Origin of the sequence: Streptomyces kanamyceticus (genome assembly GCF_008704495.1) — a bacterium.
GTDB classification, from domain to species: Bacteria; Actinomycetota; Actinomycetes; order Streptomycetales; family Streptomycetaceae; genus Streptomyces; species Streptomyces kanamyceticus.
In genome coordinates, this window is the sequence record NZ_CP023699.1 from 5,415,358 (window position 1) to 5,432,926 (window position 17,569).

The following is a 17,569-nucleotide window of genomic DNA, read 5'->3' on the forward strand; positions in this document are numbered from 1 at the left end:
GCCCGCGCCTACAGCGAAGGCATCTCCCCGGGCGGCGGAGTCGCCGCCCCCGGCAGCTGAACCGTCACCACCGTGCCGCCCCCTTCGGCCGCCGCCACCGTCACCTCGCCGCCGGACTGCCGCACCGTGCGGGCCACGATCGACAGACCGAGCCCCGACCCCGGCAGGCTGCGCGCGGACGGCGAGCGCCAGAACCGGTCGAAGACGTGCGGGAGTTCGTCGTCGGGAATGCCGGGCCCGTGGTCCCGCACGGTCAGCTTGCCGCGGTCCAGGGTGACCTCGACCGTGCCGCGCGGCGGGCTGAACTTCACCGCGTTGTCGAGGACGTTGACGATGGCGCGTTCCAGCGCGGGCGGCTCCACGCGTACGTACCAGGGCGCGAGCTCCGCGGTGATGGTCAGCTCGGGGCCGCGCAGCCTGGCCCGTTCGATGGCGGTCCGCGTGAGGTTGTGCAGCGCGACGACCTGGACCTTCGCGCCGCTCTCGCCGGTGTCGGGCCGCGAGAGTTCTTGCAGGTCACCGATGAGTACGGCCAGTTCGGTCATCTGCGCGGTGACGGAGGCGAGGAGCGCCTTGCGGTCGTCGGGCGGGATGGCCCGGCCCGTCTCCTCGCTGCGCGCGAGCAGCTCGATGTTGGTGCGCAGCGAGGTGAGCGGCGTCCGCAGTTCGTGGCCCGCGTCGGCGATCAGCTGCTGCTGGAGGTCGCGGGAGGAGGCGAGCGAGGCGGTCATGGAGTTGAAGGACTCCGAGAGCCGGGCGATCTCGTCGTCGCCCTCGACGGGGATGCGGAGGTTCAAGTCCTCGGTACGGGCGACGTGTTCGACGGCTTCGGTGAGCTGGTCCACGGGGCGCAGGCCGGTGCGGGCCACCCAGAGGCCTGCGGCTCCGGCGCCGAGGATGCCGATTCCGGCGACGACGGTGAGGACGAGGACCAGGTTGTTCAGGGTGTCGTCGAGCTCGCTGAGGGGGCGGGCGACGGAGATCGCGAGGCCGGGGCGGCCGTCCAGCGGGTAGGTCAGGACGCGGTACTTGTCGCCGTTGGACGCGGTGGCGTTGTGGTACGCGTGCCCGGTCCCGTTCAGCGCGACCTCCGTGTCGTCCGACGTGACCTCAAGAGACCGCTTGCCGATGATGACGCAGTGCCCGCCGCCCGTGTCGACGACCTGAACGGTCTCCTTGAAGATGTCCGGGTTGTCGGCGTCACCCCTGATGATCGTGCGCAGACACTGTCCGCCCGCGTCGACACGGTCGGATACCCAAGCGGGCTGCACCTTGGCGTTGTCCAGCGCGTCGTCCAACGAACTGATCAGCACGTTCCGTACGACGAACCAGCACGCCACCGCGCTCGCGGCCACCGCGAACGCGACGGCCACCGTGACCAGCAACGCCAAGCGCGAGCGCAACGGCAGCCCGCGGAAGCGCCGTACGACCCTGTTCACTCCCCGCCCCGCAGCACGTACCCGACGCCCCGCACCGTGTGCACCAGGCGCGGTTCGCCGCCCGCCTCCGTCTTGCGGCGCAGGTACATGACGTACACGTCGAGGGAGTTGGACGACGGTTCGAAGTCGAAGCCCCAGACGGCCTTCAGGATCTGCTCGCGGGTGAGGACCTGGCGGGGGTGCGCGAGGAACATCTCCAGGAGCGTGAACTCCGTGCGGGTCAGCTCGACCGTGCGCGGGCCCCTGGTGACCTCGCGGGTCGCCAGGTCCATGCGCAGATCGGCGAAGGAGAGGGTGTCGCCCTCCTCGGCCTCGCCCGCGGCCGCCGCGTACGAACTGCGGCGCAGCAGCGCCCTGATGCGGGCGAACAGCTCGTCCAGTTCGAACGGCTTGACCAGGTAGTCGTCGGCGCCCGCGTCGAGTCCCGTGACGCGGTCGCCGACGGTGTCGCGCGCGGTCAGCATGAGGATGGGCGTGGTGGTCCCGGTGGCGCGGAGCCTGCGCGCGGCGGTCAGGCCGTCCATGCGGGGCATCTGGATGTCGAGCACGACCAGGTCGGGGCGGTTCGCCGCGGCCTTCTCCAGGGCGTCGGCGCCGTCGAAGGCGACCTCCGTGGCATACCCCTCGAAGGCGAGACTGCGCTGCAACGCCTCCCGCACGGCGGGTTCGTCGTCCACGATCAGGATGCGCTGCTGCTCGCGGTCACCGGTGCGGTCGCCTTCGGCGGGGCTCATGGGCTTCGGACTTCCTCGGGTCAGGGGGCGGAACGGGGCCGGTATCAGCCTCGCACGCGGGCACGGGCGGTGCGGTCCGACCGGGCGGCCTGCACGTCGCGCGCCACGGCGAGCGGGAGGCCGAGCCCGGCGGGATCGGTGGCGGGGCGGCCCCAGCCGACGGTGACGGCGAGGGCGTGCCGCGCGCGGCTGACGGTGAGGGAGGTGCGGGGGGTGTCGGACATGACGGCCTCCTTGGGTGGTGCCGGGGGTTCCGGTGGTGCCGGTGGTGCCGGGGGTTCGTACGAGGGTCAGGTCTTGGAGCCGGACCGCAGCGTGCTCAGGTCCTTCTTGACGGTGTCGATCGGGATGGCGAAGCCGAGGCCGACGCTGCCGGACGCGGAGTCGCCGCTGCCCTGGCTCGACGAACTGGGCGAGTACATCGCGGAGTTGATCCCGATGATGTTGCCGTTCATGTCGATGAGGGCGCCGCCGGAGTTGCCGGGGTTGAGCGAGGCGTCCGTCTGCAGTGCCTTGTACGTGGTCTTCGACGAGCCGGTGTCGCCGTTGAACTGCTGCCCGCCGAACTCGAACGGCCAGCCGCCGTTGCCCTCGGGGTTCTGCGGCTGCTGCTGGCCCTCGCCCGTGGAGACGGTGACGTCGCGTTCGAGCGCGGAGATGATGCCGCTGGTGACGGTGCCGGTCAGGCCCTCGGGGGAGCCGATGGCGACGACCTCGTCGCCGACCTTCACGTTGTCGGAGTTGCCGAGGGTGGCGGGCTTGAGCCCGGAGGCGCCCTTCAGCTGGATGAGCGCGAGGTCCTTCTTGCTGTCGGTGCCGACGACGTCGGCGTCGTACGTCTTGCCGTCGTTGGTGCGCACCTTGATCGAGGTGGCGCCGGAGACGACGTGGTTGTTGGTGACGATCTCGCCGTCGCTCTTGGTGATGACACCGGAGCCGGTGGACTTGCCCTGGCCGGTGCTCGCGCTGATCTCCACGATGCTCGGGCTGACCGCCTCGGCGACACCGGAGACGGTGCCCTTCTTGCTGGTCGGCACGACGTCGGTGCTGGTGGCCGATGAGCCGCCGTCCCGGTCGGTCAGCGTCTGCACGGCGTACGCGGTACCGCCGCCCACCGCGGCCGCCGCGATGGCGACGGCGGCGAGCAGGGCGACGGGGCCCTTCGCGCGGCGGCGCCGGGCGGGGGCGGGTCCCTGAGGCGCTTCCGGCGCGTAGGCGGGCGGGGGCGGGTAGGCGCCCTGCGTACCGCCGGGCGGCACAGGCGCTGACGACTGCTGCTGGTGGTACTCGCCGCTGTGGCGGAAGGTCTCGGTCATGTCCTTGAGACTGGCCGCCGTACATGAGAGCTGTCTGAGTACGTCCTGAGAAGCCCGGCAGAAGTGCGTATGCCCGTTATAAAGGCGGCGGGAGGCGGCTGCCGGTGGCTACTGGCAGCCGCAGGACTGGCGCACCACGAGCCGCGAGGGGAACAGCTTCAGGCGCTCCCTGCGCGATCCCGCGACCCGCAGGCCGTCGTCGAGGACCAGGTCCACGGCCGCGCGGGCCATCGCGGGCCGGTCGGAGGCGACCGTCGTCAGCGGCGGGTCGGTGAGCCCGGCCTCCTTGACGTTGTCGAAGCCGGCCACGGCCAGCTCGCCGGGGACGTCGATGCGCAGCTCGCGCGCCGCCCGCAGGATGCCGATCGCCTGGTCGTCCGTGGAGCAGAAGATCGCGGTGGGGCGGTCGGGGCGGGCGAGCAGTTCGAGGCCCACCTGGTAGGCGTCGTAGCGGTTGTAGGGGGCTTCGAAGAGCCGCCCCTCCACCGGGCGCCCGGCCTCGCGCATCGCGCGCCGCCAGCCCTCGACGTGGTCGGAGACGGGGTCGCCGACCGTCGGGGTCTCGGCGGTGCCGCCGACGCAGGCGACGTACTCATGGCCGTGTTCGAGCAGGTGACGGGTGGCGAGCTGGGCGCCGCCGACGTCGTCCGTGACGACCGCGACGTCGTCGATGGCCTCGGGCCGCTCGTGCAGCAGCACCACGCGCGCGTCCCACGCGTCGATCTCGGCGGCGGCCTGGTCGGTCAGGCCGTGGCTGACGAGGATGAGGCCGGAGACCCGCATGCCGAGGAAGGCGCGCAGGTAGTGGGTCTCGCGCTCCGCCACGTAGTCGGCGTTGCCGACGAGGACCATCTTTCCGCGCTCGGACGCCGCCTGTTCGACGGCGTGCGTCAGCTCCGCGAAGAACGGCTGGCGCGCGTCCGGCACGATCATGCCTATGAGGTCCGTGCGCCGCGAGGCCATGGCCTGGGCGACGCGGTCGGGCCGGTAGCCCAGCTCCTTGATCGCGGCGAGTACCCGCTCGCGCGTGGCCGGGGCGACCGGCCTGGGTCCGTTGTTGATCACGTAGCTGACGACCGCGGTCGAAGTACCCGCAAGTCGCGCCACGTCATCCCGAGTCACCTTGGCCACGCGCGGAGTCTACGCGGATGGAACTACCGCTGGGCAGGGCGTACGGCAGCTTCCTTCGGAGCGGATTCCGCGGCGGCCGGGAGGGGCGCCGTCCGCTTGCCGCCGTTCTCCTCCGCCCGAGGCGTCGCCGCCTTCGCCTTCTCCTCGTCGGCGGCCCGCTCGACCTTCTCGGGCGTGACGAAGCGGTAGCCGACATTCCGGACGGTGCCGATCAGCGACTCGTGCTCGACGCCGAGCTTGGCGCGCAGGCGCCGCACGTGCACGTCCACCGTGCGCGTACCGCCGAAGTAGTCGTAGCCCCACACCTCCTGGAGCAGCTGGGCCCGCGTGAAGACCCGGCCCGGGTGCTGCGCCAGGTACTTGATCAGCTCGAACTCCTTGAAGGTCAGGTCCAGGACCCGGCCCTTGAGCTTCGCGCTGTACGTCGCCTCGTCCACGGAGAGATCGCCGTTGCGGATCTCCATGGGGGAGTCGTCGGCGGTGATCTGCTGGCGGCCCATCGCGAGCCGCAGACGCGCCTCGACCTCGGCGGGGCCCGCCGTGTCCAGGAGTACGTCGTCGATGCCCCAGTCGGCGGTGACGGCGGCGAGGCCGCCCTCCGTCACGACGAGGACGAGGGGACAGCCGGGGCCCGTGGAGCGCAGCAGCTGACAGAGGCTGCGCACCTGTGGGAGGTCGCGGCGCCCGTCGACGAGGATGACGTCGGCACCGGGGGTGTCGACGAGAGCGGGCCCCTCCGCGGGGGCGACGCGCACGTGGTGAAGGAGCAGGCCGAGAGCGGGGAGCACCTCCGTCGACGGCTGGAGGGCATTGGTGAGGAGCAGCAGAGAGCTCATCGTCGCTCCACACCTGCCTGTGTTGTCTGACTGTCGTGCACGTTTCGCTCGCCCATTACGTCGGTTCCTCCTCGGTCCCTGCGAGGACGTATGTGGCACTGCTTCGTACATGTGCTCGCAGGGCCCGCGCCCGGGGCCGCTGGGCGCCGTGCTGCGGGCGCTCCTGAAAGCACAAAAGGACCCGGGGGCTGCGCTGCCCGGATCCTCTGCCAAGGAGAATAGCCCACATGAGTTCCGGTCCGGCAGGTCAAGCGGCGCGATCTTCTGTGCCGCCGCTCACTCGGGGGCAGGGTCGCGTTCAGCGGCGCGCCATGCTTCGTACACGCGACGGAGTGGCCGTCGAGGCGGTCTACGACCCCGGGCCCGACCCCGCGGGAGAGCTCGCGATCGTGGTCGCGCACGGCTTCACGGGGGACCTGTCACGGCCCCACGTGCGGCGCCTCGCGGGCGTCTTCGCCCAGCGTGCGGCCGTGATCACCTTCTCTTTCCGGGGCCACGGGGCGTCCGGCGGGCGCTCCACGGTCGGTGACCGCGAGGTGCTCGACCTGGTGGCGGCCGTGGAGTGGGCGCGCTCGCTCGGGCACGCGCGCGTGGTGACCGTGGGCTTCTCGATGGGCGGCTCCGTAGTGCTGCGGCACGCCGCGTTGCACAGGGGGCGCACGGAAGCGCGGGTTGACGCGGTCGTCGCGGTGAGCGCCCCGGCGCGCTGGTACTACCGCGGGACCGCTCCGATGCGGCGGCTGCACTGGGTCGTCACGCGCCCGGCGGGTCGCTTCGTCGGCCGCTTCGGGCTTCGCACCCGGATCCACCCGCACGAGTGGGACCCCGTGCCGCTCTCGCCGGTCGAGTCGGTCCCGCTGATCGCGCCGACCCCGCTGCTCGTCGTGCACGGCGACCGGGATCCGTACTTCCCCGTCGACCATCCCCGGATGCTGGCCGCGGCGGCCGCGGGCGGGGCCGAACTGTGGCTGGAAGAGGGCATGGGGCACGCGGAGCACGCGGCCTCCGACGAGCTCGCCGGGCGGATCGCGGCGTGGGCCACGGCATCATGGACGTCGGCGACCGCCGACCGAGAGGAGCGTCGCATGGTGAACGGCACCATTCGTTACTGGGCCGCGGCCAAGGCGGCAGCGGGTGTCGCGGAGGAGCCGTACGCGGCGGTGACGCTCGCGGAGGCGCTCGACGCCGCGCGCGAGCGGCACCCGGGCGAGCTCGTCCGGGTCCTGCGGCGCTGTTCGTTCCTTGTCGACGGCGACCCCGTCGGGACCCGTGGGCATGAGACCGTACGGCTTGCCGAGGGCGGCACGGTCGAGGTGCTCCCGCCGTTCGCAGGAGGATGAGCACCATGTCCAATCAGCCGTACGAGGGGTACGAGGGGTACGACCCGTACCAGCAGCGGTATCCGGATCCCCAGTACCCGGAGCAGCAGGCCTACCCGCAGGCCCAGTACCCGGAGCAGCAGCAGTACTACCCGGAGCAGCCGCAGCAGCAGTACTACGCGGAGCCCCAGCAGCAGTACGCCCAGCCTTACCCGGAGCCGCAGCAGTACTACGCGGAGCCGCAGCAGCAGTACACCCAGCAGTGGCAGGGGCAGACCTGGGAGACGTCCGTGCAGCCGCCGCCCGCTGCCGCGGTGGACATGACGGAGACGGCGTACCTGCCGCCCCAGTCGTACGACTCCGTGCCTCCGGAACCGCCCATGGCGGGCGGCACGGAACCGCCCGCCGAGCCCGCGGCTTCTCAAGAAGGTTCGTACGGCCCCGCCACCACCACCGGCAACCCCCGCATAACCGATGCCCAGCGCGCCCGCGCCGAGGGGCGGTCGCCGATCATCGAGCCGGGGATGCAGCCCGCCGCGCTGACCGCGCTGCTCGGGCTGCTGCTCGCCGGGGGCGCGGCCGCCGGGTCGTACGCGCTGCTCGTGCCGCTGGTGATCCTCCAGGCCGTGACCGCCGCGGGGTGGTTCCGGCTCAACGGGATGTGGCCCGCGCGGCAGGGCATCGCGCTCGCGTTCCTCGGCGGTGTCGTCGCCGACGTCGCGCTGCTCGGTGTGGGCAAGGAGCACGCGCCCGCCGCCATCCTCGGCACCCTCGGTGTCTGGGTGCTGCTCGTGGTGGTGCTCCAGCTGCGCAGCCACGCCGGTGCCGACGAGCGGATGTACGGGCTCATGGCGACCCTCGCGTCCGCCGCGCTCGCGATCATCGCCACCGGGCACCTCGCGGCCGCGGCCGACGCCGTGACCGTGGGCGGCATCGCCGTCGCCGTCGCGGTGCTCGCCCGCGCGCTGCCGCTGCCCACGCCCGCATCCGTCGTCGTCGCGCTGCTCGCGGCCACCGGGTCCGGGGTCGCCGTCGGCGGCATGACGGACTACGGCAGCAAGGGCGCGCTGCTCGCGCTCGGCGCCGGTGTCTGCGCGCTGATCGGGCACCGCGTCGCGAGTTACGACTATCCGTCGCGGTTCGTGCACATGACGGCGGGCGTCGCGCTGCCGCTCGCGGCCGCCGCCCCCGCGGTGTACGTGCTCGGCCGTGCCATCGGCTGAACGGCGCGCGTTCGATCGTCACAGCTGATCGACAGGTCCCCGGCCGATCCTTTCGGCCGGGGGCCTGTCCTTTAGGCTCGCGGAAACGACAGCTAGTCGGGGGACAAGGTGGGGGAACACCGGACATGAGCAAGCGCGCCGTACGAATAATTCTGATCGTCGTCGTGATCCTTGGGGGTCTGTTCGTGGCGGCCGACAGGCTGGCCGTGAACTTCGCCGAGGGCGAGGCGGCGGACAAGATGCGTACCAGCGAGGGCCTGAGCCAGACGCCCGATGTCTCCATCAAGGGCTTCCCGTTCCTGACGCAGGTCGCGGGCGGCGAGCTCGACGACGTCGAGGTCGGGATCAAGGACTACGAGGCCAAGTCGGGCTCTGACTCCATCCGCATCGCCGATCTGACGGCCCACATGAAGGGCGTGAAGTTCTCCGGCGACTACAGCTCGGCGACCGCGGCGACCGCCTCGGGCACCGCGCGGGTCTCCTACGACGAGCTCCTGAAGGCGAGCAAGTCGGAGCCGGTCCAGCTGCCGCTCGGCGCCACCGGCAAGGTCGTCGGCCTCTCCGACGGCGGCAACGGCAAGATCAAGGTCGAGGTCGAGGTCAGCAAGGGCGGCGTGAAGCTGCCCAAGCCCGTGTACGTGCTGAGCTCGGTCCGCGTCGAGGGCGACAACATCAAGGTCCACGCGGACGAGATCCCGAAGAACATCTCGGTCCTCGGCGTCGACATCCCGCTGCCCGAGGGCACGGCCCGCAACGTCACCGACTTCGAGCAGAAGATCGAAGACCTGCCGGCCGGGATCAAGCTGGAGAAGGTCGAGGCGGCGCCGGACGGCGTGGACATGTCCGTCACGGGCTCGAACGTGCGGCTGGCGGGCTGAACCCCGCTGAACCCGCCGAACCCACGCTGAACACCCGCCGGATCCCCGCCCCGAGGCCGCTTCGTCCGAAGTGCGAGACGAAGCCGTCCGGCGGGCGGATGTGACGGGGACGACACCGGACCCCGGGGCCCTTCAGGGCGGCCCCGGGGTTCAACTATTCCCACATCGTGGACGATCGTGTCTCACCATGCGGAGCACCGGTGACACAGCCGCCCCTCCATCCCTACGATCGGACCCATGCAACGACAGGCGGACCTCACGAAGCGGCGGGCAGTAGACCTGTGCCGCGTCGCCGCCATGCTCTGTCGCACCTTCTGACGGGGACCTCACCCGTTTCCCCCGGGCCTGTCGACGCCCTTTCCGGCAGGCCGCCCGCGCCGTACGCATGCCACCCGTGCCTCCCCGCACCACCGGCCCGTACCGGCCGCCCCTCGTGCACCCGCCGCACAGCCGCACCGCCGTAACTGCCCCGGAGGAGAGACACATGAGCCGCAGCGACGTCCTGGTAGACGCCGACTGGGTCGAGGCCCACATCGAGGACCCGAAGGTCGCCATCGTCGAGGTCGACGAGGACACCTCGGCGTACGAGAAGAACCACATCAAGAACGCGATCCGGATCGACTGGACCAAGGACCTCCAGGACCCGGTCCGCCGTGACTTCATCGACCAGGAGGGCTTCGAGAAGCTCCTGTCGGCGAAGGGCATCGCCAACGACACCACCGTCGTCCTCTACGGCGGCAACAACAACTGGTTCGCCTCGTACGCCTTCTGGTACTTCAAGCTCTACGGCCACCAGGACGTGAAGCTCCTCGACGGCGGCCGCAAGAAGTGGGAGCTCGACTCCCGCGACCTGGTAGACGGCGCGCAGGTCCCGAAGCGGCCCGCCACCGACTACAAGGCCAAGGCCCAGGACACCTCGATCCGCGCCTTCCGCGACGACGTCGTGGCGGCCATCGGCGCCAAGAACCTGGTCGACGTGCGCTCGCCCGATGAGTTCAGCGGCAAGCTGCTCGCCCCGGCCCACCTGCCGCAGGAGCAGTCGCAGCGTCCGGGCCACGTCCCGTCCGCGCGCAACATCCCGTGGTCCAAGAACGCCAACGACGACGGCACCTTCAAGTCGGACGACGAGCTCAAGGCCCTCTACGAGGACGAGCAGGTCGACCTGGCCAAGGACACCATCGCGTACTGCCGCATCGGTGAGCGTTCGGCCCTGACCTGGTTCGTCCTGCACGAGCTGCTCGGCCAGACCAACGTCAAGAACTACGACGGCTCCTGGACCGAGTACGGCTCGCTCGTCGGCGTGCCGATCGAGCTCGGCGCCAACAAGTAAGCAGAACCGACCTTTCATTCCCCTAGGAGTACGCATGTGTGGAGCAAAGGCCGGTGGCCCCGACGCTTCGACGATCAAGCCCGGTGAGACCACGATCCAGGGCCAGGTGACCCGCGACGGCGAGCCCGTCACCGGTTACGTGCGCCTGCTGGACTCGACCGGCGAGTTCACCGCCGAGGTCCCGACCTCGGCGACCGGACAGTTCCGCTTCTACGCCGCCGAGGGCACCTGGACCGTCCGGGCGCTGATCCCCGGCGGCACCGCCGACCGCACGGTCGTCGCTCAGACGGGCGGACTCGCGGAGATCGCGATCGCGGTCTGATCCGCTAGGTCCGCTACGCGCCATGAACGGCCGAAGGGCCGCACCCCAGGGGTTGGACGCCACTGGAACGGGGTGCGGCCCTTCGGCTGCCCGGACGGTCCCCCCGTCGGGCTACCGCCTGCGCCTGCCGTCCAGCTCGTCCCACCACTCGTCGGACTTCCGGTCCCCGCTGGGATCGTCCCACCAGCGGTCCTCGGGGCCCCGTCGGTTCGCCGTGATGGCGGCGAGGGGCGGGATCACCATCGCCACCACGCACATCCCGACGGCGACCGGAATCGACCAGAGCCGCACGACGGCCCAGGCCAGGACGAACAGGGCGATGCACGTGCCCATCATGGCGAAGTACACATGGCGCCTTCGCGCGTACATACATCCAGCGTACGTCCCGAGGGCCCTCACAGAGAGGGACGGGCGCCGCCCGACTACAGTGGGACCGGCTCTGATACCTGCCCCACCGCTCACCGAGGAGCACCCCGTGCTTGAGGCCTTCTTCTCCGCCCTGCTGGTTCTCGTCTGCGTCGGCGTTCTCGCCTTCGCCGGACTGACCGTGAAGAAGCTGTACCAGGGCCAGCGCTGAAGAAGCCGTACCAGGGCCAGCGCTGACGACCCCCACCCCACCACCACAGATCGCCTGAGCTTCCCATGATCGAGATTCCGTCCGACCTGAACCCCTCCCTCGTCCCCCTCGCCTTCCTCCTCGGCAACTGGGCGGGCGCGGGCGTCACCGACTTCCCCGGCGCCGAGAAGGCGAATTTCGGCCAGGAAGTCTCCTTCACGCACGACGGCCGCGACTTCATCGAGTACCGCTCGTACACCTGGGTGCTCGACGCCGAGGGCAACAAGGTCAAGCCGCTGGAGTCCGAGTCGGGCTACTGGCGGATCGGCGACGACCGCAAGGTCGAGGTCGTGATGGTCCGTGACAACGGCGTCGTGGAGATCTGGTACGGCGAGCTCGCCGACCAGAAGCCGCAGATCGACCTGGTCACCGACGCCGTCGCGCGCACCGCGGCCTCCGGCCCCTACACCGGCGGCAAGCGGCTCTACGGCTACGTGAAGGGCGACCTGATGTGGGTCGGCGAGAAGCAGACCCCCGAGGTGCCGCTGCGCCCGTACATGTCGGCGCAGCTCAAGAAGGTCGTCACGCCCGAGGAGGTCGCCGACATGGCTCGGAACCTGAGCGACCTGCCCGACGACGGCATCGCCTTCTTCAAGTAGACCTAGACTCTCAGGTGTGGCGAGCACCGACTCCCGGAGCACCGGCTCCGACTGGAAGAGCGACCTGCGGCAGCGCGGCTACCGGCTGACGCCGCAGCGCCAGCTTGTCCTGGAAGCCGTCGACACCCTTGAGCACGCGACCCCCGACGACATCCTCTGCCACGTGCGGAAGACGGCGTCGGGGGTCAACATTTCCACCGTGTACCGCACCCTGGAGCTCCTGGAGGAGCTCGGGCTCGTCTCGCACGCCCACCTCGGGCACGGGGCGCCGACGTACCACCTGGCGGACCGGCACCACCACATCCACCTGGTCTGCCGCGACTGCACGAACGTCATCGAGGCCGACACGGAGATCGCCGCGGACTTCACCGCCAAGCTGCGCGAGACCTTCGGCTTCGACACCGACCTCAAGCACTTCGCCATCTTCGGGCAGTGCGAGAACTGCCGGGACGCGGAACAAGACGCGGAATGAGCGGGCCGCCCGGCAGGCGGAATAAGCGGGCCGCCCGGCAGGTCGTAGTCTTTGTGAACATGAAGAGCCCTCTGCTGTCCCTGCCCGGCGCCGTCCCCGCCGAGGGCGTGGACGAAGGCGTCGCCGCCCACTACGGGGAACTGTTCCGCGAGCAGCGCGCCCTCGCCGACGGCACCGGATTCGTCGACCTCTCGCACCGCGGCGTACTCACCGTCACCGGCGCCGACCGGCTGAGCTGGCTGCACCTGCTGCTCACCCAGCACGTCAGCGAGCTCCCCGCGGGACAGGCCACCGAAGCGCTGATCCTCTCCGCCAACGGCCACATCGAGCACGCCCTCTACCTCGTCGACGACGGCGAGACGGTCTGGGCGCACGTCGAGCCCGGCACCAGGGAAGCGCTCCTGGCGTACCTGGAGAGCATGAAGTTCTTCTACCGCGTCGAAGTGGCCGACCGCACCGGCGAGTTCGCGGTGGTGCACCTGCCCGCCGGATCGATCGCGCCGGTCCCCGAGGGCGTCGTCGTGCGCGAGACCGCCCACGGCCGCGACCTGTTCCTGCCGCGCGCCGACCTGGAGTCGTACGCCGCGGCGCAGGGCCCCGCCGCCGGACTCCTCGCCTACGAGGCGCTGCGCGTGGAGGCCCACCGGCCGCGCCTCGGCTTCGAGACCGACCACCGCACCATCCCGCACGAGCTGGGCTGGCTCGACACCGCCGTACACCTGCAGAAGGGCTGCTACCGCGGGCAGGAGACCGTCGCCCGCGTGCAGAACCTGGGCAAGCCGCCGCGCCGCCTGGTCTTCCTGCACCTGGACGGCAGCGAGGTGCACCTGCCGGTCGCGGGGACGCCGCTGCACCTCGCGAGCGAGGGCGCCGAAGGCCGCAAGCTCGGCTTCGTCACCACGGCCGTACGCCACCACGAGCTGGGTCCGATCGCCCTCGGCCTCATCAAGCGCAACGTGCCGCTGGACGCGGAGCTCGTGGCGGGGGACATCGCCGCGGCGCAGGAAGTGGTCGTCGAGCCCTGACCGTCCCCGCCCCTCCGGGCGGTGGGTCACATCTCCAGGAGCACGGTGAAGGGCCCGTCGTTGGTCAGGCCCACCCGCATCTGCGCCCCGAAGCGGCCCGTCGCCACCGTCGCGCCGAGGGCGCGCAGCCGCGACACCACCTCCTCGACCAGAGGTTCGGCCACCGCGCCGGGGGCGGCCGCGTTCCAGGTGGGGCGGCGGCCCTTGCGGGCGTCTCCGTAGAGGGTGAACTGGCTGATGACCAGGAGCGGCGCGTCGATGTCGCTGCACGACCTCTCGTCGGCCAGCATGCGCACCGACCAGAGTTTGCGGGCCAGTTGGGCCGCCTTCTCCTTGGTGTCGTCGTGCGTGACGCCCACCAGGACGCACAGGCCCTCGCCGCTGATCTCGCCCACCGTCTCGCCGTCCACGACGACGCTCGCGCCGTCGACCCTCTGCACCACTGCTCGCATACGGTCATCATGCCGTGCCGCGCACGGCGCCCGGGACATGCCTCCGATCCCCCCATCCGGGGCCGATTCCGGGCACTCGTTCACATAGCGGCCACTCGGGGTGGCACGATGCTCACACGCGGTGTACCGCGTCGGCCGGTCGAGGGGACGGGTAGAGCTACATGAGCACACCAAGTACCGGGCATTCGCCCGGTCGCATCTCGCTGCTGCGTACGCAGGTTCCGCGACCGCCCGCGCAGCGCACGGGCAGCCCGCGCCTTCCGGCGGTGCCCGAGCACGACCTGGCGGCACTGCGCCTCGCGGAGCTCCGTGAGCTGCGCAGGGGAGCCCAGCAGGACGAGGCCGATCTGAGCTACGTGCGGCGGCTGTTGCAGGGCAGGATCGACATCCTGCGGGCCGAGATCGCCCGCCGCAGGGACCCGCTCGCCCCGGAGCCGGAGGCGCCGGTCGTGGACCGGCTCCCGGAGATCCTCAGGGACGCCCCGGCCCGGCACCGCTCATCGGCCAGGCACGTCACGCTCGGCACCCCGCACAGCGAGGAGTACCGCCTGCTCGCCACCGAGATGCTCGCCGAGGTCCAGCTCTCCGACCTGGCGGCACGCACGGACGACGAACTGCACACGGCGATGGGCCGCCTCGTGCGCTACGAACAGCAGGTGTCGCGGCGACGGCAGTTGCTCCAGCGGACCACGGACGACTGCAGCGCGGAGATCGCGCGACGCTACCGGGAGGGCGAGGCGCAGGTCGACGACCTGCTGGTGTGACGGAAACCCGCGTGCGGGGTGCCGTCGGCCGCGCCTAGCGTGGGCGCATGAGCGATGTCGATGTTGACGTAAGAGCCGTCGCCGACGGCGAGTTGGCCGCCTGGCTGCGGGCCGTCCAGACCGGGTTCCTGCAGTCTTTCGCCGCCATGTCGGACGAGGCCGTCGCCAACCTCGGGGCCCGCGGCGCAGCCTCCCGCGTGTGGGGCGCCTACGACGGCGACCGCGTCGTGGGCACCTTCCGCTCCTTCGACCAGGAGGTCACCGCGGTGGGCGGCGCACCCGTCGCGGCCAACGCGGTGACCGGCGTGACGGTGGCGCCCACTCACCGGCGTCGCGGCATCCTCAACCGCATGATGGCCATCGACCTCGCGGCGGCCAAGGAGCGCGGTGACGTCGTCGCCACGCTGATCTCCGCCGAGTACCCGATCTACGGTCGGTACGGCTTCGGGCCCGCGACCTGGGTGACCGAGTGGACCGTCGACGTGCTGCGCTCCGGGCTCGACCCGCGCTGGTCGGGGCCCGCCGCGGCCGGCGCGCGGATCGACCTCGTGGACGGCGACGACGTACGCAAGTTCGGCCCCGAGCTGCACGAGCGGGTCAGGGCCGAGCGGCACGGCGTGATCGACCGCGGCGACGACTGGTGGCTGCGCAACACCGGGCGGCAGGCGACCCCCGAATTCCCCTGGCGGGAGCCGTTCTACGCGCTCTACCGCGACCCGTCGGGCCGCGTGGACGGACTGGTCGCGTACCGCACGAGCAACGACCAGTGGGACGGCTCGCGGCTGCCGCTGAACACCGCCACGGTCCTGTCGATGACCGCCGCCACGCCCGCCGCCGAGCGCGACCTGTGGCACTACCTCTGCGCGATCGACAAGGTCATCACGGTCGAGAGCGGCTGGCGGGCCCCCGACGACCTTCTCCCGCACCTGCTGCCCGACCCTCGCGCGGCCAAGGTGACCGGACACGCGGACTGGCTCTGGCTGCGGATCCTGGACGTCGTACGGGCCCTTGAATCGCGTACGTACGCGGGTCCCGGCTCCCTCGTCCTGGAGATCACCGACGGGGCGGGCCTCGCGGGCGGGCGCTACCGGCTCGATGCGACGCCGGACGGCGCGAGCTGCGTGCCGACCACGGAGTCGGCGGAACTGGCCCTGGATGTCGCGGAGTTGGCGGAGCTGTGGCTGGGCGACGCGTCCGCGGTGCGGCTCGTGGCGCTGGGGCGGATCGGGGAGGAGCGGGCGGGGGCGGCGGCGCTGGCTGACGTCATGTTCCGTACGTCCAGGCGGCCTTGGTGCCCCGATCTCTTCTGACGAGTGCCCCGGCGTGTCCGGGGGTGTGCCCCGAGGCGCGCCCGGGGGTGTGCGGGCTTCCCAGTCCCGTACACCCCCGGGAAGTGTCTGAGCCCCGGCCATCCGCGTACCGAGGCCCAGACGTCCTGACGGCTGGTCGGACTCCCGGCTCCCCTCCGGATGGGAGCCCGGCCAGCCCGATCCGGGTCAGCCCGACTGGGCGAGGAGCAGGACGAGGAGAGCCGCCCCGAGTCCGCTGAGCTTGACGTTCTTGGCCTTGATGCCCACGGTCAGCAGGACGAAGGCGATGATGCCGAGCGGTCCGTACTTCCACTGGATGACCTGCTCGAAGCCGATGGCGAGGGCGGCGACGACGATGGCGATGAGTGGCATGACGTTCCCTCCTTCGGGATCGGGGCGGCGGACCCCGTTAGTCGGTGACCAACCGACCGGCCCCCGCGAGTGCTTCGCGTCGGCGGTCGATGGCTGGTGGCCAACCCCGATGGGGTCTGACCATGTCGCCAAAGTTGGCTACCAACTTCACCTGACTTATCTCCGCTGAGGGACGACTCATAACCACCTTCCCTGCAACTCCCCAAAGATGGCGCGAAGTTGTACCGTTTGGTTGTGAGCCCGGAACATGCACCAGTCAATGGGCGGAAGAGGCCCCACAGGTCTCACCGCGAAGTGGCGGACGCGCTGCGCGACCGGATCAGGTCCGGGTCGCTGCGGCCGGGGCAGCGCATGCCCACGCAGGCCGAACTGGCCGATGAGTTCGGCGTCGAGCGCGGTGCCGTGCGCGAGGCACTGCGAATCCTGCAAGGCGAGCATCTGCTGTCCAACGTTTCGAAGGGCAGCCCCGCCACCGTCGCGGAGGCGTCCGAGCGTGCGCCCGCAGGTCCTGGCGCCGTGCGGCGGCCGCAGCCCACGATGGTCGGACTCGCCCCGCGGATCGCTGCCGCGTTCGAATCGCCACATGTGGAGATAGACGCGCTCTGTCTCACCTCCATCTCCCTCACCATGGCGATCGGCGAGCCGCTGCGGCAGATCCACGCCGGACAGCTCGATCCGGCCAAGGTCAACGTCCGGGTGCTGCTGCCGAGCCGCGACATCGATCTCGCCTTCCCCGCGCCGGTCGACGCCGGGGAGGTCGAGGAGGCCCATGTGCACGGGCGCTGGCTCTCCCAGCGCAACGCGCAGGGCCAGGTCCTGCGGCACAACCTCCTCGCGCTGCGCGCCTCGCACGGGATCGATGTGTCGGTGCAGTTCAGGGCGCTGCCGTTCACGCCGCCCGTGAAGCTGTACCTGATCAACGGCTCCGAGGCCCTCTTCGCGTACTACACGCTCACCAAGCGGGACGAGGAGATCGGCGAGGAATCCCTGGAGATGTACGACGCGCAGGGCACGCAGTCGATGCTCTTTCCGTTCAAGGAGGGGGACGGGCTGCGGGACACGACCTTCGTCGAGCAGTCCCATCTGTGGTTCAACGCCCTCTGGAACACGATCAGTCAGGACCTGGAGCTGGCGGCGGGCTAGGGGATCCTCAGGGTCGGCCCTTGGGTCGGCCCCTGGTTCGTCCCCGATGCGCCCCGGCCGCCGGCCCGGTCAGATCGCGGGGCCTGTCATCATCAGAGCGAGGACGACGGCTCCGATGGAGCTGACCGTGGGGTTCTTCGCCTTGACGCCCACGGTCAGCAGGAGGAGGCCGATGATGCCCATCGGGCCGTACTTCCACTGGACGAGCTGCTCGACGGTGACGGCGACCACGGCTGCGAGGAGGGCTATGGCGGGCATGGTGGTTCCTCCTTCTGCCATCTGGAGTCA

22 protein-coding genes and 1 pseudogene are annotated in these 17,569 nt (G+C 70.9%); 13 read left to right on the forward strand and 10 right to left on the reverse strand.

What is annotated here, in order from left to right; translation table 11 throughout:
• Nucleotides 1-8 precede the first annotated feature (8 nt).
• The 6 genes from CP970_RS23140 to CP970_RS23165 all read right to left on the reverse strand — a co-directional run bounded on the left by CP970_RS23140 (nucleotide 9) and on the right by CP970_RS23165 (nucleotide 5,456).
• Nucleotides 9-1,439 (reverse strand): sensor histidine kinase, encoded by a 1,431-nt coding sequence (locus CP970_RS23140; RefSeq protein WP_055551684.1) that lies wholly within the window; start codon nucleotides 1,437-1,439, stop codon nucleotides 9-11.
• Complete coding sequence (locus CP970_RS23145) at nucleotides 1,436-2,173, reverse strand: response regulator transcription factor (RefSeq protein WP_055551682.1); 738 nt, start codon at nucleotides 2,171-2,173, stop codon at nucleotides 1,436-1,438. The genes CP970_RS23140 and CP970_RS23145 overlap by 4 nt, the downstream gene beginning before the upstream one ends.
• 44 nt (nucleotides 2,174-2,217) lie before the next feature.
• Nucleotides 2,218-2,397 (reverse strand): hypothetical protein, encoded by a 180-nt coding sequence (locus CP970_RS23150; RefSeq protein ID WP_055551680.1) that lies wholly within the window; start codon nucleotides 2,395-2,397, stop codon nucleotides 2,218-2,220.
• Between the two features lie 66 nt (nucleotides 2,398-2,463).
• Nucleotides 2,464-3,489 (reverse strand): S1C family serine protease, encoded by a 1,026-nt coding sequence (locus CP970_RS23155; protein ID WP_055551678.1) that lies wholly within the window; start codon nucleotides 3,487-3,489, stop codon nucleotides 2,464-2,466.
• A 108-nt stretch (nucleotides 3,490-3,597) separates the two neighbouring features.
• On the reverse strand, nucleotides 3,598-4,620 hold the full coding sequence (locus tag CP970_RS23160; RefSeq protein ID WP_079043786.1) for a LacI family DNA-binding transcriptional regulator: 1,023 nt from the start codon (nucleotides 4,618-4,620) through the stop codon (nucleotides 3,598-3,600).
• Nucleotides 4,621-4,643: 23 nt separating this feature from the next.
• Entirely contained in the window at nucleotides 4,644-5,456 is an 813-nt protein-coding gene (locus CP970_RS23165; protein ID WP_055551674.1) for a response regulator transcription factor, read from the reverse strand.
• A 227-nt stretch (nucleotides 5,457-5,683) separates the two neighbouring features.
• On the opposite strand from CP970_RS23165, the pseudogene CP970_RS23170 reads away from it, so the two are divergent.
• The 7 genes and pseudogenes from CP970_RS23170 to CP970_RS23190 all read left to right on the forward strand — a co-directional run.
• Nucleotides 5,684-6,502: pseudogene (locus CP970_RS23170) on the forward strand (alpha/beta hydrolase); the annotation flags it as partial.
• A 39-nt stretch (nucleotides 6,503-6,541) separates the two neighbouring features.
• On the forward strand, nucleotides 6,542-6,796 hold the full coding sequence (locus CP970_RS45055) for a MoaD/ThiS family protein (protein WP_224059287.1): 255 nt from the start codon (nucleotides 6,542-6,544) through the stop codon (nucleotides 6,794-6,796).
• Nucleotides 6,797-6,801: 5 nt separating this feature from the next.
• Entirely contained in the window at nucleotides 6,802-7,998 is a 1,197-nt protein-coding gene (locus tag CP970_RS23175) for a hypothetical protein (protein ID WP_055551694.1), read from the forward strand.
• Nucleotides 7,999-8,123: 125 nt separating this feature from the next.
• On the forward strand, nucleotides 8,124-8,876 hold the full coding sequence (locus CP970_RS23180) for an LmeA family phospholipid-binding protein (protein ID WP_055551671.1): 753 nt from the start codon (nucleotides 8,124-8,126) through the stop codon (nucleotides 8,874-8,876).
• Between the two features lie 237 nt (nucleotides 8,877-9,113).
• Entirely contained in the window at nucleotides 9,114-9,194 is an 81-nt protein-coding gene (locus CP970_RS46000) for a putative leader peptide (protein WP_351007875.1), read from the forward strand.
• A gap of 166 nt (nucleotides 9,195-9,360) precedes the next feature.
• The gene (locus CP970_RS23185) at nucleotides 9,361-10,206 is read left to right on the forward strand and encodes a sulfurtransferase (RefSeq protein ID WP_055551669.1); all 846 of its coding nucleotides are present in this window, start codon (nucleotides 9,361-9,363) and stop codon (nucleotides 10,204-10,206) included.
• A gap of 34 nt (nucleotides 10,207-10,240) precedes the next feature.
• Nucleotides 10,241-10,528: a DUF1416 domain-containing protein gene (locus CP970_RS23190; RefSeq protein ID WP_055551667.1), complete on the forward strand. Its 288-nt coding sequence runs from the start codon at nucleotides 10,241-10,243 to the stop codon at nucleotides 10,526-10,528.
• A gap of 111 nt (nucleotides 10,529-10,639) precedes the next feature.
• Here CP970_RS23190 and CP970_RS23195 read toward each other — a convergent pair whose 3' ends face one another.
• Nucleotides 10,640-10,897 (reverse strand): DUF3099 domain-containing protein, encoded by a 258-nt coding sequence (locus CP970_RS23195; RefSeq protein WP_055551665.1) that lies wholly within the window; start codon nucleotides 10,895-10,897, stop codon nucleotides 10,640-10,642.
• 273 nt (nucleotides 10,898-11,170) lie between these two features.
• Between CP970_RS23195 and CP970_RS23205 the strand changes: the two genes are divergently transcribed.
• The 3 genes from CP970_RS23205 to ygfZ are packed head-to-tail and all read left to right on the forward strand — an operon-like array spanning nucleotide 11,171 to nucleotide 13,240.
• Nucleotides 11,171-11,743 (forward strand): FABP family protein, encoded by a 573-nt coding sequence (locus tag CP970_RS23205; protein WP_055551663.1) that lies wholly within the window; start codon nucleotides 11,171-11,173, stop codon nucleotides 11,741-11,743.
• A gap of 16 nt (nucleotides 11,744-11,759) precedes the next feature.
• Nucleotides 11,760-12,215, forward strand: coding sequence for a Fur family transcriptional regulator (locus tag CP970_RS23210; RefSeq protein ID WP_055551661.1), 456 nt, complete (start codon nucleotides 11,760-11,762; stop codon nucleotides 12,213-12,215).
• 59 nt (nucleotides 12,216-12,274) lie between these two features.
• The gene (ygfZ, locus tag CP970_RS23215; protein ID WP_055551692.1) at nucleotides 12,275-13,240 is read left to right on the forward strand and encodes a CAF17-like 4Fe-4S cluster assembly/insertion protein YgfZ; all 966 of its coding nucleotides are present in this window, start codon (nucleotides 12,275-12,277) and stop codon (nucleotides 13,238-13,240) included.
• A gap of 26 nt (nucleotides 13,241-13,266) precedes the next feature.
• Here the strand turns inward: ygfZ and dtd are convergent, their stop codons facing one another.
• Complete coding sequence (gene dtd / locus CP970_RS23220) at nucleotides 13,267-13,692, reverse strand: D-aminoacyl-tRNA deacylase (protein ID WP_055551659.1); 426 nt, start codon at nucleotides 13,690-13,692, stop codon at nucleotides 13,267-13,269.
• Nucleotides 13,693-13,853: 161 nt separating this feature from the next.
• Here dtd and CP970_RS23225 point away from each other — a divergent pair, with 161 nt between their 5' ends.
• Together CP970_RS23225 and CP970_RS23230 are read left to right on the forward strand one after the other, a co-directional pair.
• Complete coding sequence (locus tag CP970_RS23225) at nucleotides 13,854-14,456, forward strand: RsiG family protein (protein WP_079043784.1); 603 nt, start codon at nucleotides 13,854-13,856, stop codon at nucleotides 14,454-14,456.
• A gap of 47 nt (nucleotides 14,457-14,503) precedes the next feature.
• Nucleotides 14,504-15,766 carry a GNAT family N-acetyltransferase gene (locus CP970_RS23230; RefSeq protein ID WP_055551655.1) on the forward strand — a complete coding sequence of 421 codons (1,263 nt, stop codon included), beginning with the start codon at nucleotides 14,504-14,506 and terminating at the stop codon, nucleotides 15,764-15,766.
• Between the two features lie 186 nt (nucleotides 15,767-15,952).
• Here CP970_RS23230 and CP970_RS23235 read toward each other — a convergent pair whose 3' ends face one another.
• Nucleotides 15,953-16,138, reverse strand: a complete 186-nt coding sequence (locus CP970_RS23235) for a hypothetical protein (RefSeq protein ID WP_055551652.1) — start codon at nucleotides 16,136-16,138, stop codon at nucleotides 15,953-15,955.
• 228 nt (nucleotides 16,139-16,366) lie between these two features.
• Here CP970_RS23235 and CP970_RS23240 point away from each other — a divergent pair, with 228 nt between their 5' ends.
• The gene (locus CP970_RS23240; RefSeq protein WP_079043783.1) at nucleotides 16,367-17,281 is read left to right on the forward strand and encodes a winged helix-turn-helix domain-containing protein; all 915 of its coding nucleotides are present in this window, start codon (nucleotides 16,367-16,369) and stop codon (nucleotides 17,279-17,281) included.
• A gap of 69 nt (nucleotides 17,282-17,350) precedes the next feature.
• On the opposite strand, the gene CP970_RS23245 is transcribed toward CP970_RS23240, so the two are convergent.
• On the reverse strand, nucleotides 17,351-17,539 hold the full coding sequence (locus CP970_RS23245) for a hypothetical protein (protein WP_055551648.1): 189 nt from the start codon (nucleotides 17,537-17,539) through the stop codon (nucleotides 17,351-17,353).
• Between the last annotated feature and the right edge of the window lie 30 nt (nucleotides 17,540-17,569).

Bases quoted from the DNA above. Each gene is read 5' to 3' on its own strand.
- CP970_RS23155 (WP_055551678.1), bottom strand. From the start codon at position 3,489: ATGACCGAGACCTTCCGCCACAGCGGCGAGTACCACCAGCAGCAGTCG.
- CP970_RS23205 (WP_055551663.1), top strand. From the start codon at position 11,171: ATGATCGAGATTCCGTCCGACCTGAACCCCTCCCTCGTCCCCCTCGCC.
- CP970_RS45055 (WP_224059287.1), top strand. From the start codon at position 6,542: ATGGTGAACGGCACCATTCGTTACTGGGCCGCGGCCAAGGCGGCAGCG.
- ygfZ (WP_055551692.1), top strand. From the start codon at position 12,275: ATGAAGAGCCCTCTGCTGTCCCTGCCCGGCGCCGTCCCCGCCGAGGGC.
- CP970_RS23180 (WP_055551671.1), top strand. From the start codon at position 8,124: ATGAGCAAGCGCGCCGTACGAATAATTCTGATCGTCGTCGTGATCCTT.
- CP970_RS23230 (WP_055551655.1), top strand. From the start codon at position 14,504: ATGAGCGATGTCGATGTTGACGTAAGAGCCGTCGCCGACGGCGAGTTG.
- CP970_RS23190 (WP_055551667.1), top strand. From the start codon at position 10,241: ATGTGTGGAGCAAAGGCCGGTGGCCCCGACGCTTCGACGATCAAGCCC.
- CP970_RS23235 (WP_055551652.1), bottom strand. From the start codon at position 16,138: ATGCCACTCATCGCCATCGTCGTCGCCGCCCTCGCCATCGGCTTCGAG.
- CP970_RS23225 (WP_079043784.1), top strand. From the start codon at position 13,854: ATGAGCACACCAAGTACCGGGCATTCGCCCGGTCGCATCTCGCTGCTG.
- dtd (WP_055551659.1), bottom strand. From the start codon at position 13,692: ATGCGAGCAGTGGTGCAGAGGGTCGACGGCGCGAGCGTCGTCGTGGAC.
- CP970_RS23175 (WP_055551694.1), top strand. From the start codon at position 6,802: ATGTCCAATCAGCCGTACGAGGGGTACGAGGGGTACGACCCGTACCAG.
- CP970_RS23150 (WP_055551680.1), bottom strand. From the start codon at position 2,397: ATGTCCGACACCCCCCGCACCTCCCTCACCGTCAGCCGCGCGCGGCAC.
- CP970_RS23145 (WP_055551682.1), bottom strand. From the start codon at position 2,173: ATGAGCCCCGCCGAAGGCGACCGCACCGGTGACCGCGAGCAGCAGCGC.
- CP970_RS23245 (WP_055551648.1), bottom strand. From the start codon at position 17,539: ATGCCCGCCATAGCCCTCCTCGCAGCCGTGGTCGCCGTCACCGTCGAG.
- CP970_RS23165 (WP_055551674.1), bottom strand. From the start codon at position 5,456: ATGAGCTCTCTGCTGCTCCTCACCAATGCCCTCCAGCCGTCGACGGAG.
- CP970_RS23185 (WP_055551669.1), top strand. From the start codon at position 9,361: ATGAGCCGCAGCGACGTCCTGGTAGACGCCGACTGGGTCGAGGCCCAC.
- CP970_RS46000 (WP_351007875.1), top strand. From the start codon at position 9,114: ATGCAACGACAGGCGGACCTCACGAAGCGGCGGGCAGTAGACCTGTGC.
- CP970_RS23195 (WP_055551665.1), bottom strand. From the start codon at position 10,897: ATGTACGCGCGAAGGCGCCATGTGTACTTCGCCATGATGGGCACGTGC.